This is a genomic window from Pseudochrobactrum sp. B5 (genome assembly GCF_001939785.1).
Classification (GTDB): Bacteria; Pseudomonadota; Alphaproteobacteria; order Rhizobiales; family Rhizobiaceae; genus Pseudochrobactrum; species Pseudochrobactrum saccharolyticum.
Genome location: NZ_MOYL01000002.1, coordinates 708,845 through 721,377, shown reverse-complemented (window position 1 = coordinate 721,377; position 12,533 = coordinate 708,845). Strand labels below are relative to the sequence as shown.

Below are 12,533 nucleotides of genomic sequence, written 5' to 3'. Positions count from 1 at the left end.
GATGCTGGCTGATAAAGATCGCATCTTTACAAATATTTATGGTCTGAAAGACAAGTCGCTGAAAGGCGCTATGTCCCGTGGCCATTGGGACAATACCAAAGGTTTTGTCGAAAAAGGCCGTGACTGGATCATCAATGAGATGAAGGCTTCGGGCCTTCGCGGTCGTGGCGGCGCGGGCTTCCCGACCGGCATGAAATGGTCCTTCATGCCGAAGGAAAGCGACGGTCGTCCGCATTACCTCGTCGTCAATGCCGACGAATCGGAGCCGGGCACCTGTAAAGACCGTGATATCATGCGCCATGATCCGCATACGCTGATCGAAGGCTGCGTGATTGCCGGTTGCGCAATGGGCGCACATACAGCTTACATCTATATCCGCGGTGAATTCATGCGTGAGCGTGAAGCCCTGCAGGCAGCAATTGATGAATGCTACGCAGCCGGTCTGCTTGGCAAAAACAACAAGTGCGGCTGGGATATGGACGTGTTCGTTTCCCATGGTGCGGGCGCTTATATCTGCGGTGAAGAAACTGCGCTGCTGGAAAGCCTTGAGGGCAAAAAAGGCCAGCCACGCCTTAAACCTCCGTTCCCTGCGAATATGGGTCTTTATGGCTGCCCGACCACTGTGAACAACGTGGAATCCATTGCAGTTGCTCCGACAATCTTACGTCGCGGCGGTGCATGGTTCTCTTCCATCGGCCGTCCGAACAATGTGGGCACCAAGCTGTTCCAGATTTCCGGCCATGTGAACACACCATGCACTGTTGAAGAAGCACTTGGTATTCCGTTCCGCGAACTGATTGAAAAACATGCCGGCGGTATCCGCGGCGGTTGGGACAATCTGCTTGCAGTTATTCCGGGTGGTGCATCCTGTCCTGTGGTTACCGCAGAAAACATGATGGATGCCATCATGGACTTCGACGGTATGCGCGATGTTAAGTCGTCTTTCGGTACCGGCGGTCTTATCGTTATGGATAAGTCAACCGACATTATCAAAGCGATTGCCCGTCTGTCGGCCTTCTTCAAGCACGAAAGCTGCGGCCAGTGCACGCCTTGCCGTGAAGGTACAGGCTGGATGTGGCGCGTTATGGAACGCATGGTTACCGGTAACGCGCAGAAGCGCGAAATCGACATGCTGTTCGACGTGACCAAGCAGATTGAAGGTCATACGATTTGTGCGCTTGGTGATGCGGCTGCATGGCCAATTCAGGGGCTGATCCGCAATTTCCGTCCGGAAATTGAAAAGCGTATTGATGATTATACCCGCAATGCTGTTCAGAGCCGTAATATCCGGCTCGAAGCTGCGGAATAAGCTTCAGGGCAGGCCGGTTGCGGTCTGCCCGTTCAGTCATGAAGCGGCATTGCCGCAGAATTAATATGATGCGGCGGATGCCGCGGGTTTAAAAGAATGCGGCAAGTGCCGCAGGTTTGGACAAGCGATGGCAAAGATCAAAGTTGACGGTAACGAGATCGAAGTACCCGATCACTACACGCTTCTTCAGGCAGCCGAAGAGGCTGGCGCTACCGTGCCGCGTTTCTGTTTCCACGAACGCCTCTCCATTGCCGGCAATTGCCGCATGTGCCTGGTTGAAGTTAAAGGCGGACCGCCGAAGCCGGCTGCATCCTGCGCTATGGGCGTACGCGATCTGCGTCCGGGCCCGAACGGCGAAACACCTGAAATCTTCACCAACACACCTATGGTCAAAAAGGCCCGTGAAGGTGTGATGGAATTCCTGCTCATCAATCACCCGCTGGATTGCCCGATTTGCGATCAGGCCGGTGAGTGCGATCTGCAGGATCAGGCGATGGCTTTCGGTACCGATGGTTCGCGTTACCGCGAAAACAAACGTGCTGTTGAAAACAAATATATCGGCCCTCTGGTCAAAACGATTATGACACGCTGCATTCACTGCACGCGCTGCGTTCGTTTCACCACGGAAGTTGCCGGTATTTCCGAACTCGGCCTCACAGGTCGCGGTGAGGATGCTGAAATCACCACCTATCTCGAACGCGCAATGACCTCTGAACTGCAGGGCAATGTGATTGATCTGTGCCCGGTCGGTGCGCTGACATCCAAGCCTTACGAGTTTCAGGCACGTCCTTGGGAGCTGAACAAGACCGAATCTATCGACGTGATGGATGCTCTTGGTTCAAATATCCGCGTTGATACCCGTGGTCGTGAAGTGATGCGTATTATGCCGCGTCTGAACGAACAGGTGAACGAAGAGTGGATTTCCGACAAGACCCGTTTCATCTGGGATGGTCTGCGCACCCAGCGTCTTGACCGCCCTTATGTTCGCGTTAATGGTCGTCTGCAGGCAGCAAGCTGGAGCGAGGCATTTGCTGCGGTTAAAGCTGCTGTTGCCAAGACCTCCGCAGCCAAAATCGGCGCAATTGCCGGTGATCTGGCCAATGTGGAAGAACTCTACGCATTGAAGAGCCTGATGACCAAACTCGGTTCCGTCAATATTGACGCCCGTCAGGATGGTGTTGCGCTCGATCCTAAATTCGGCCGCGCTTCTTACATCTTCAATCCGACGATTGAAGGTATCGAACAGGCTGATGCGATTCTGATCGTGGGTTCCAACCCGCGTTTTGAAGCTTCGGTGCTCAATGCACGTATTCTGAAGCGTCAGCGTCAGGGTGGACTGCAGATTGGTCTGATCGGTGAACAGGCAGACCTGCGTTATGCTTACAACTATCTCGGCGCCGGTTCTGATACGCTGGCTCAGGTAGCAAGCGGCAAAGACAAGTTCTTTGATGTTCTGAAAAATGCACAGCGTCCGCTGATCCTGATCGGTCAGGGTGCACTGACCGGTGAAACCGGTGAGGCTGTACTGGCTCAGGCTGCTGCTTTGGCGAATGCCGTTGGCGCAGTGAGCGAAGAGTGGAACGGTTTTGCAGTTCTGCACACTGCTGCTGCCCGCGTCGGCGCACTTGATCTCGGCTTCGTGCCGGGTGAGGGCGGTGCTAAAGCTGCTGACATGGTCGGCCAGATGGATGTGCTGTTCCTTGCCGGTGCAGATGAACTGGATCTGTCCAACAAAGGTTCGAGCTTCGTTGTCTATATCGGTACCCATGGTGATGCCGGTGCCCATGCAGCTGATGTGATCCTGCCAGGTTCCACCTATACAGAAAAATCCGGTACTTATGTGAATACGGAAGGCCGCGTACAGCTGGCAAACCGTGCCGGTTTTGCTCCGGGTGAAGCCAAGGAAGACTGGGCGATCCTGCGTGCATTGTCTGATGTACTGGGTGCGAAACTGCCGTTTGACAGTCTGGCTCAGCTGCGCGCAGCGCTTTATGCGGATTATCCGCACATGGCGCAGATTGACGCAGTGGCTGCCGGTCAGGTTGCGGATATCGCAGCTCTCGGTGCAAAAGCAGCTCCGGTAAAAGGCGTTGCGTTTGTTTCGCCTGTCACAGATTTCTATCTGACAAACCCGATTGCCCGTGCTTCAGCTGTGATGGCTGAATGTTCCGCGCTGGCAAAGGGCGGCTTCCAGCAGGCAGCCGAATAAGCATTGATGCATACAGCTCCTTAAGCTTTCGGGTTTAAGGAGCTGATATTGCAAAGCAATTTCAGGAAAAGTGGGAACCGGTTTTCCGTCCGAAATTGCGTAAACAAAAAACAGAGCATTTTCACTTTTTCATTAAACTGGAAATGCTCTGAATAAATAAGGTTTACAGCTTGCCCTTGCGTGGATTTAAACACCACGCAGTGCTGTAAGAGAGAGACGGGAAAATGGACGGTATTTTTGCAGCTTACGTCTTACCGGCGCTGATCATAGCGCTGAAGTCAGTCGTTCTGCTCGTCGTATTGCTGATTGTTGTAGCCTATCTGCTTTATGCGGATCGTAAGATCTGGGCTGCGGTACAGTTGCGTCGGGGACCAAACGTTGTCGGCCCTTGGGGACTGTTTCAGGCTTTTGCGGATCTTTTGAAATTCGTATTCAAAGAGCCGATCATCCCATCGGGTGCCAACAAAGCCGTGTTCCTGCTGGCGCCGTTTATTTCGGCACTGCTGGCACTGGCAACATGGGCAGTTATTCCGGTCAGTGAAGGCTGGGCAATTGCCAATATCAATGTCGGTATCCTTTATATTCTCGCTATATCTTCACTTGAAGTTTATGGCGTGATTATGGGTGGCTGGGCTTCAAACTCGAAATATCCGTTTCTCGGCGCACTGCGCTCCGCAGCGCAGATGGTTTCTTATGAAGTTTCGATCGGCTTTGTGATTGTAACAGTGTTGCTGGTTGCCGGTTCCCTGAACCTGACCGACATCGTGCTGTCTCAGTCCACAGGTCTTGGTACTTCGCTGGGTCTGCCGAACTCGTTCCTCGACTGGAACTGGCTCGTGTTGTTCCCGATGTTCGTGATCTTCTTCATCTCGGCACTGGCGGAAACCAACCGTCCTCCGTTCGATCTGGTTGAAGCGGAATCCGAACTTGTTGCCGGTCATATGATCGAATACTCGTCGACACCGTTCCTGCTGTTCTTCCTCGGTGAATATGTTGCCATCACTCTGATGTGCGCATTGATGACCATTCTGTTCCTTGGCGGCTGGCTGCCAATCGTGGATGTATGGTTCCTCGCATGGGTGCCGGGCATTGTCTGGTTCATGCTGAAGCTCTGCATGTGCTTCTTCATGTTTGCGATGGTGAAGGCATTCGTACCGCGTTACCGTTATGACCAGCTGATGCGTCTGGGCTGGAAAGTATTCCTGCCGATCTCGCTGTTCATGGTTGTGGCAACCGCTGCATTCCTCAAATTTACCGGCCTCGTAGGTTAAGGAGACATCACATGGCTTCTATCGCTCAAGCCGCTAAATCACTGCTTCTGAAAGAATTCGTCGGAGCATTCTTTCTCTCCATGCGTCAGTTCTTTGCGCCTAAGGCAACATTGAACTACCCGCATGAAAAAGGTCCTGTTTCACCACGCTTCCGCGGTGAACATGCCCTGCGCCGTTATCCGAATGGTGAAGAACGCTGCATCGCCTGTAAGCTTTGCGAAGCGATCTGCCCGGCACAGGCAATTACAATTGAAGCCGGTCCGCGCCGCAATGACGGAACCCGCCGCACTGTGCGTTATGACATTGATATGGTCAAATGCATCTATTGCGGTTTCTGTCAGGAAGCCTGTCCGGTTGATGCGATTGTTGAAGGGCCGAATTTCGAATTCGCCACGGAAACCCGCGAAGAGCTTTACTATGATAAAGAAAAGCTGCTCGCCAATGGTGACCGTTGGGAACGTGAAATTGCGCGCAATATCGCGATGGACTCACCTTATCGCTAAGATGGGCTAAGCCCATCGGATCGCTAAGATGAGTTCCTCTGTCCGGAAAGGGCGGAGCTGAAGCGCATCCCGAAAAGTGCGAAGCGGTTTTCGGATAAGATGCGCGTCGGAAAACAAAAAGATAGAGCATTTCCTGCGGTTCAATTTAAACCGGAAATGCTCTGAATATTTAAGTTGGTGCAATAGCCGGAGCTTTTGGTGCTCATGGCTGTTGTGCTTGAAGTTTTGCCTCATGTCGCGGCCTTGGCTGTAGGATGTGAGGTGGTAGGACAGGCAAGTTGCCTTGCCAAGTTAAAGGATATTGGGGAACCCCATGCTGACAGGTATAGCGGCGGCGTTTTTCTATTTATTCGCCTTCATCATGATTGCGAGTGCGCTGATGGTTATCACCGCACGCAATCCCGTTCACTCGGTCTTGTTTCTGATTTTGGCTTTCTTCAACGCAGCGGCTTTGTTCCTGCTGACGGGCGCTGAATTCCTGGCAATGATCCTTGTGGTTGTTTATGTCGGTGCTGTGGCGGTTCTCTTCCTCTTCGTCGTCATGATGCTGGATGTGGATTTTGCTGAGCTCAAACAGGGTGCGCTTAAACATGCGCCGGTTGGTGCTCTGGTCGGTGTGGTTCTGCTGGCAGAATTGATTTTGGCTTTCTCCGCCTCGATCTTCTCGCCGAAAATTGCAGCAAATGCCGCTTATCCGATCCCTGATGTGGCTACACGCCAGAATACACAGGCGCTTGGCGACATTCTCTATACGGATTTCGTTTTCTACTTCCAGATTGCCGGCCTGATCCTGCTGGTGGCGATGATCGGCGCGATTGTGCTGACCCTGCGTCATAAAGAAGGCGTCAAACGTCAGTCGATCCCTGCGCAGGTTGCCCGTACACCGGAAACTGCGATCGAGATCAAAAAAGTCGAAACAGGCAAGGGTATTTAACAGGAGCCTCATGATGGTAGTCGGTATCGAACATTATCTGACCGTGTCGGCGATCCTGTTTACGCTTGGCGTTTTCGGGGTTTTCCTCAACCGTAAGAATGTGATCGTCATTTTGATGTCGGTCGAGCTTATTCTTCTCTCGGTCAATCTGAACTTCATTGCGTTTTCCGCAACGCTCGGCGATCTGGTCGGGCAGGTTTTCGCACTCTTCGTCCTGACTGTTGCAGCTGCTGAAGCGGCAATCGGTCTTGCTATTCTTGTCGTGTTCTTCCGTAACCGTGGTTCTATCGCGGTGGAAGATGTCAATGTCATGAAAGGTTGACGGGCAGATGCTCTACTACGCGATCGTCTTCCTTCCGCTGCTGGGCTTTCTTATTGCCGGACTTTTCGGCAATAAGATCGGAGCCAAAGCCAGCGAATATATCACTTCCGGCTTCCTCGTGATTGCGGCTGCGCTGTCATGGGTTGCGTTCTTTACTGTTGCAATGGGCTCCTCCGAGCCTGTCCGTGTGCCGGTTCTGCACTGGCTGACTTCCGGTACCCTGTCTTTTGACTGGGCGATCCGTGTGGATACACTGACCGCGATCATGCTTGTTGTTATCAACAGCGTGTCGGCGCTCGTACACATCTACTCGATCGGCTATATGCATCACGATCCGCATCGTCCGCGTTTCTTTGCTTACCTGTCGCTGTTTACCTTTGCGATGCTGATGCTGGTAACTTCTGACAATCTGGTTCAGATGTTCTTCGGCTGGGAAGGCGTGGGTCTTGCATCCTATCTGCTGATCGGCTTCTGGTATAAGAAACCTTCGGCCAATGCGGCTGCGATGAAAGCTTTCGTAGTCAACCGCGTTGGTGACTTCGGCTTCCTGCTTGGTATTTTCGGTATCTTCGTTCTGTTCGGCGCCGTTGATTATGCCACGATCTTCTCGACAGCTCAGAATTATGCTGCCGGTGAAAATGCATCGCAGGTTGTGCTGAGCTTCCTCGGTTTTGAACTCGACAAACAAGGCGCTCTGACCGTTGTTGCATTGCTGCTCTTCATGGGCGCAATGGGTAAATCGGCGCAGTTCCTGCTGCACACATGGCTGCCGGACGCGATGGAAGGCCCGACACCTGTGTCGGCTCTGATTCACGCGGCGACAATGGTGACCGCAGGTGTGTTCATGGTTGCGCGCATGTCGCCGATTTTTGAACAGTCTGAAACAGCTCTGCTGGTTGTGACCATTATCGGTGCGATCACTGCTTTCTTTGCCGCGACCGTTGGTCTGGTACAGAACGATATCAAGCGCGTGATTGCTTATTCGACCTGTTCGCAGCTCGGTTATATGTTCGTGGCGCTCGGCGTCGGCGCTTACGGCGCTGCCGTATTCCACCTGTTCACACATGCTTTCTTTAAAGCTCTGCTGTTCTTGGGCGCCGGTTCGGTTATCCATGCGGTATCTGATGAGCAGGATATGCGTCGTATGGGTGGTCTGCGTAAGCTGATCCCGACCACTTATTGGATGATGATTATCGGTACTGTGGCGCTGACAGGTCTTGGTATTCCGGGCACTGTTATCGGTACTGCCGGCTTCTTTTCCAAAGATGCGATTATTGAATCTGCATTTGCTTCGCACTCAGCTGCATCGGGCTTTGCCTTCACGCTGCTGGTGATCGCTGCTGCATTCACATCTTTCTACTCATGGCGTCTGATTTTCATGACTTTCCACGGCAAGCCACGCGCTACCGCTGAAGTTATGCATCACGTTCATGATTCACCTCCGGTGATGCTGGTTCCGCTGTTCGTTCTTGCCGTTGGTGCACTTTTCGCAGGCTTCTTCTTCGTCGGTTACTTCTTCGGCGATCATTATGATGCTTTCTGGAAGGGCGCTCTGTTCACCGGTGCGGATAACCATATTCTGCATGACTTCCACGGTGTGCCGACCTGGGTTAAATTCTCGCCGTTCATTGCAATGGTGCTGGGTTTCATCTTTGCATGGGCTTTCTATATCCGCTCGCCGGAAACACCGAAGGCAATTGCAGCCCGTCATCCTGGCCTGTACCAGTTCTTGCTGAACAAATGGTACTTCGACGAACTCTATGATTTCCTGTTCGTTCGCCCGAGCATGGCTCTTGGTCGCTTCCTTTGGAAAACCGGTGATACCAAGATCATTGACGGCATGGGGCCGAATGGTGTGGCGGCTCGTGTAGTCGGCATTACCAACCGCGTTGTTAAGCTGCAGAGCGGTTACCTTTATCACTACGCATTCGCGATGCTTATCGGTGTCGCCGCGCTCGTCACCTGGATGATGATCGGGAGCTCTTTCTGATGACCGACTGGCCAATTCTCTCAACGGTCACGTTTCTGCCGCTCGTAGGTGCGTTCTTGATCCTCTTGATCAAGGACGACAGCGAGGCAGCGCGCCGCAATATCCGTAATGTTGCATTTCTGACCACAATCTTTGTGTTTGCATTGTCTCTGGTGATCTGGGCAGGCTTTGATAATTCAAATGCCGGTTTCCAGATGGTTGAGAAACATGCATGGTTCGGTGAAGGCATCAGCTATCACATGGGCGTGGACGGTATTTCCATGCTGTTTGTGGTGCTGACCGCATTCCTGATGCCGTTCTGTATTCTGGCGAGCTGGAAGTCCGTGGACTTCCGCGTCAAGGAATATATGGTTGCGTTTCTGATCCTTGAAACGCTCGTTATCGGTGTGTTCTGCGCACTGGATATGTTCCTGTTCTACGTGTTCTTTGAAGCCAGCCTTATCCCGATGTTCATCATCATCGGTGTATGGGGTGGTCAGCGCCGCGTTTACGCCAGCCTGAAATTCTTCCTCTATACGCTGCTGGGCTCGGTGCTGATGCTCATTGCTATGATGGCAATGTATTTCACCGCCGGTACAATGGATATTCCGACCCTTCTGGCTTACGACTTCCCGGCATCAATGCAGACATGGTTGTGGCTGGCCTTCTTCGCTTCTTTCGCGGTGAAGATGCCGATGTGGCCGGTTCATACATGGTTGCCTGATGCGCACGTTGAAGCACCGACAGCCGGTTCGGTTATTCTGGCTGGTATTCTCCTGAAGCTCGGTGGCTACGGCTTCCTGCGTTTCTCGCTGCCAATGTTCCCGCTGGCTTCCGCAGACTTTGCACCATTCGTATTCTGGCTCTCGGTTATCGCCATTGTTTACACCTCTCTGGTGGCTCTGGTTCAGACCGATATCAAAAAGCTGATCGCCTATTCGTCCGTTGCCCATATGGGTTATGTGACTATGGGTATCTTTGCTGCCAATGCGCAGGGTGTGCAGGGTGCATTGTTCCAGATGCTGTCGCACGGTATCATTTCCGGCGGTCTGTTCCTTTGCGTTGGCGTGGTTTACGACCGTATGCATACACGTGATATCTCGGCCTATGGTGGTCTGGTCAACAACATGCCGAAATATGCGGTTGTGTTCCTGATCCTTACCATGGCCAATGTTGGTCTGCCAGGGACTTCCGGCTTTATTGGTGAATTCCTGACACTATTCGGTGTGTTCCAGGCCAATACATGGATTGCTGTGATTGCAACAACCGGTGTTATCCTGTCGGCTGCCTATGCGCTCTACCTCTATCGCCGCGTCATTTTCGGTGCGCTTGATAAGGAAAGCCTGAAAGCGCTGCTGGATCTGTCTCCGCGTGAGAAAGCAATCCTGTATCCGCTCGTCATTCTGACGATCTTCTTCGGTGTCTATCCGGTTCCGGTCTTTGATGCGACTGCGAGTGCCGTTGACGCTCTGGTCACCAACTACAATGCGGCTGTGGCAAGTGTTGCCATGCCTGTTGCAAATTAAGACGAAGGCATCGAGCGATGTACACCGATCTGATTGCCCACCTTACTCTCGCTGCACCGGAGGTGCTGCTCGCAGTTGGCGCCTTGGTGCTGCTGATGGTGGGTGTATTTTCCGGCGACCGTGCCAACACCATTGTTACGGGTCTTTCTGTAGCATTGCTGCTTGGTGCGCTCGCACTCGTGCTGGTTTTCCCTGCTGACGGCGCTGCTTTCGGCTCGGCATTCATCAGCGACAGCTTTACCCGTTTCATGAAAGTGCTGACACTGATCGGTTCGGTCGTCACGCTGATCATGTCGGTCGGCTTTGCCAAAGACCAGAAATTCAACAAGTTTGAGTTTCCGGTTCTGGTAGTGCTGTCGACTGTCGGTATGCTGTTGATGGTATCCGCCAACAATATGCTGGCTCTCTATCTCGGCCTCGAAATGTCGTCGCTGGCGCTTTATGTGCTGGCCGCTTTCAACCGCGACAGCGTACGTTCCACAGAAGCCGGTCTGAAATATTTCGTTCTCGGCGCTCTGTCTTCGGGTATGCTGCTTTACGGTATTTCTCTGGTCTATGGTTACACCGGCACAATCAATTTTGCTGATATTGCTACTGCTGTTACCGGCGGCGAGCGTCAGTTGGGTCTGGTCTTCGGTCTGGTCTTCATCATGGCCGGTCTGGCATTCAAAATCTCCGCTGTTCCGTTCCATATGTGGACACCGGATGTTTATGAAGGTGCGCCAACCCCTGTAACCGCTTTCTTTGCTGCGGCTCCGAAAATGGCTGCTATTGCATTGCTGGTACGCGTGACCATGGGTGCCTTTGCCCCGCTGACCGCTGACTGGCAGCAGATTATCGTTTTCGTGGCTCTGGCTTCGATGATCCTCGGTGCTTTCGCGGCGATCGGTCAGAAAAACATCAAACGCCTGATGGCCTATTCGTCCATCAGCCATGTTGGTTATGCTCTGGTTGGTCTTGCTGCCGGTACTGTAGACGGTGTGCGCGGCGTTGCTATTTACATGCTGATCTATCTGGTGATGACACTGGGTACATTCGCATTCATTCTGGCAATGCGTAACAAGAGCGGCACTGTTGAAGAGATCAATGATCTGGCCGGACTGTCCCGCACCAATCCGGTGATGGCGACAATCATGACCATCTTCATGTTCTCGCTTGCAGGTATTCCTCCGCTGGCCGGTTTCTTCGGTAAGTGGTACACATTCCTTGCAGCAGTTCAGGCTGGTCTGGTGCCGCTGGCGGTTATCGGTATCGTGGCTTCCGTTGTTGGTGCCTTCTACTATCTGCGCGTTATCAAAATCATGTGGTTTGATGAGCCTGCAGGCGGTCTTGAAGCACCCGCCGGTGAGCTGAAACTGGTGATGGGCGTATCCGCAGCTTTCGTTCTGCTCTATGCGCTGATCGCTTCGCCGATCATGATCTGGGCGACAAATGCTGCCAAAGCATTTTTCTGATACGATCTGAATAAGCATGTTATAAACGCCCGGTTTATGCCGGGCGTTTCTTTTTGTAAGGTGCATGATGAGTTTTGTTCTGAGTGAAAAAACAATTGCTGCCGGTTACGGGCTAAAGGAATTCGAATATATCGGTTCAACCAATGCCGAAGCTTTGACAGAAGCACAGACAGGGGCGGAAAGTGCTGTCTGGTATGTGACCAAGGATCAGCGCTCCGGCCGTGGTCGTCGTGGTCGTGAATGGTCAACACAGACCGGTAATCTCGCTGCAACCTTGCTGCTTATTCATGATTATCCGCTGGAACTGGCTGCCACACTGAGCTTCGTCGCCGGTCTTTCACTGGTTGAGGCCGTTGAGCAATTGCTGCCGGAGACAGAGACACGGTTTCAGCTGAAATGGCCGAATGATGTGCTGGCAGATGGCGCGAAACTGTCGGGCATTCTTCTTGAATCCAGTTTGCTGAAAGACGGGCGCAAGGCTCTGGTTATCGGTATTGGTGTGAATGTGCTGCATATTCCGGAAGGCGTGCCCTATGCGGTGAGCAGTCTGAAAGCCAATGGCTATAAACAGGGTGCAGAACAGCTATTGCAGGCGCTGGCAGAGCGCTTTGCTGTGAACTTTGCTTTGTGGAATAACGGTCAGGGTCTGGAAACTATCCGTACCCATTGGCTGCGTCATGCGGCAAGGCTGGGTGAAGTCATTCGGGTGCAAAGCGGCGGCGAGACATTGGAAGGTGTGTTCTCTTCTATTGATGCGCAGGGGCATCTGGTTCTGACCTTGCCACAGGGACGAAAACAGACGATCTCCGCCGGTGAGGTTTTCTTTGGTGCTGAAACACGCTAAAGCATCCTGTAATGAAGTGCAGGCTGTGAACTGGTAAAAGGCCGGTATTGCTATAATTGTTAAGTTGAAGTGCAAAACTTCAGTTTTCTTTTTGTAAGTTGAGAATTTTTGAGAACTATTCTTGCTTCAAATCACTTTAGCGGTCATGAAATTAGAGCGCTTCCAGTTATGACTGAATCGTTGGAACCGCTC

At 52.5% G+C, this 12,533-nt stretch carries 10 protein-coding genes; all 10 read left to right on the top strand.

Annotated features, from left to right (window positions below; translation table 11 throughout):
• The first annotated feature begins 1 nt into the window (after window position 1).
• On the top strand, window positions 2-1,309 hold the full coding sequence (nuoF, locus tag BKD14_RS09900; RefSeq protein ID WP_075655572.1) for an NADH-quinone oxidoreductase subunit NuoF: 1,308 nt from the start codon (window positions 2-4) through the stop codon (window positions 1,307-1,309).
• A 127-nt stretch (window positions 1,310-1,436) separates the two neighbouring features.
• Window positions 1,437-3,518, top strand: a complete 2,082-nt coding sequence (gene nuoG / locus BKD14_RS09895; RefSeq protein ID WP_075655570.1) for an NADH-quinone oxidoreductase subunit NuoG — start codon at window positions 1,437-1,439, stop codon at window positions 3,516-3,518.
• A gap of 224 nt (window positions 3,519-3,742) precedes the next feature.
• The gene (nuoH, locus tag BKD14_RS09890) at window positions 3,743-4,789 is read left to right on the top strand and encodes an NADH-quinone oxidoreductase subunit NuoH (RefSeq protein ID WP_075655568.1); all 1,047 of its coding nucleotides are present in this window, start codon (window positions 3,743-3,745) and stop codon (window positions 4,787-4,789) included.
• Between the two features lie 11 nt (window positions 4,790-4,800).
• Window positions 4,801-5,292 carry an NADH-quinone oxidoreductase subunit NuoI gene (nuoI, locus tag BKD14_RS09885; protein WP_022711736.1) on the top strand — a complete coding sequence of 164 codons (492 nt, stop codon included), beginning with the start codon at window positions 4,801-4,803 and terminating at the stop codon, window positions 5,290-5,292.
• Between the two features lie 313 nt (window positions 5,293-5,605).
• On the top strand, window positions 5,606-6,226 hold the full coding sequence (locus BKD14_RS09880) for an NADH-quinone oxidoreductase subunit J (RefSeq protein WP_022711735.1): 621 nt from the start codon (window positions 5,606-5,608) through the stop codon (window positions 6,224-6,226).
• Between the two features lie 13 nt (window positions 6,227-6,239).
• Window positions 6,240-6,548, top strand: coding sequence for an NADH-quinone oxidoreductase subunit NuoK (gene nuoK / locus BKD14_RS09875; RefSeq protein WP_022711734.1), 309 nt, complete (start codon window positions 6,240-6,242; stop codon window positions 6,546-6,548).
• A 7-nt stretch (window positions 6,549-6,555) separates the two neighbouring features.
• On the top strand, window positions 6,556-8,538 hold the full coding sequence (nuoL, locus tag BKD14_RS09870; RefSeq protein ID WP_075655566.1) for an NADH-quinone oxidoreductase subunit L: 1,983 nt from the start codon (window positions 6,556-6,558) through the stop codon (window positions 8,536-8,538).
• A complete protein-coding gene (locus BKD14_RS09865) occupies window positions 8,538-10,043 on the top strand; it encodes an NADH-quinone oxidoreductase subunit M (RefSeq protein ID WP_022711732.1) in 1,506 nt (501 codons plus the stop codon). The genes nuoL and BKD14_RS09865 overlap by 1 nt, the downstream gene beginning before the upstream one ends.
• Before the next feature lie 17 nt (window positions 10,044-10,060).
• Window positions 10,061-11,497 (top strand): NADH-quinone oxidoreductase subunit NuoN, encoded by a 1,437-nt coding sequence (gene nuoN / locus BKD14_RS09860; RefSeq protein WP_075655562.1) that lies wholly within the window; start codon window positions 10,061-10,063, stop codon window positions 11,495-11,497.
• 67 nt (window positions 11,498-11,564) lie between these two features.
• Complete coding sequence (locus BKD14_RS09855) at window positions 11,565-12,341, top strand: biotin--[acetyl-CoA-carboxylase] ligase (protein WP_075655560.1); 777 nt, start codon at window positions 11,565-11,567, stop codon at window positions 12,339-12,341.
• The last annotated feature ends 192 nt before the right edge of the window (window positions 12,342-12,533 follow it).

Excerpts from the sequence above, each read along its gene's own strand:
- nuoN (WP_075655562.1), top strand. The coding sequence starts at position 10,061 with ATGTACACCGATCTGATTGCCCACCTTACTCTCGCTGCACCGGAGGTG.
- BKD14_RS09865 (WP_022711732.1), top strand. The coding sequence starts at position 8,538 with ATGACCGACTGGCCAATTCTCTCAACGGTCACGTTTCTGCCGCTCGTA.
- nuoH (WP_075655568.1), top strand. The coding sequence starts at position 3,743 with ATGGACGGTATTTTTGCAGCTTACGTCTTACCGGCGCTGATCATAGCG.
- nuoI (WP_022711736.1), top strand. The coding sequence starts at position 4,801 with ATGGCTTCTATCGCTCAAGCCGCTAAATCACTGCTTCTGAAAGAATTC.
- BKD14_RS09855 (WP_075655560.1), top strand. The coding sequence starts at position 11,565 with ATGAGTTTTGTTCTGAGTGAAAAAACAATTGCTGCCGGTTACGGGCTA.
- BKD14_RS09880 (WP_022711735.1), top strand. The coding sequence starts at position 5,606 with ATGCTGACAGGTATAGCGGCGGCGTTTTTCTATTTATTCGCCTTCATC.
- nuoK (WP_022711734.1), top strand. The coding sequence starts at position 6,240 with ATGGTAGTCGGTATCGAACATTATCTGACCGTGTCGGCGATCCTGTTT.
- nuoG (WP_075655570.1), top strand. The coding sequence starts at position 1,437 with ATGGCAAAGATCAAAGTTGACGGTAACGAGATCGAAGTACCCGATCAC.
- nuoL (WP_075655566.1), top strand. The coding sequence starts at position 6,556 with ATGCTCTACTACGCGATCGTCTTCCTTCCGCTGCTGGGCTTTCTTATT.
- nuoF (WP_075655572.1), top strand. The coding sequence starts at position 2 with ATGCTGGCTGATAAAGATCGCATCTTTACAAATATTTATGGTCTGAAA.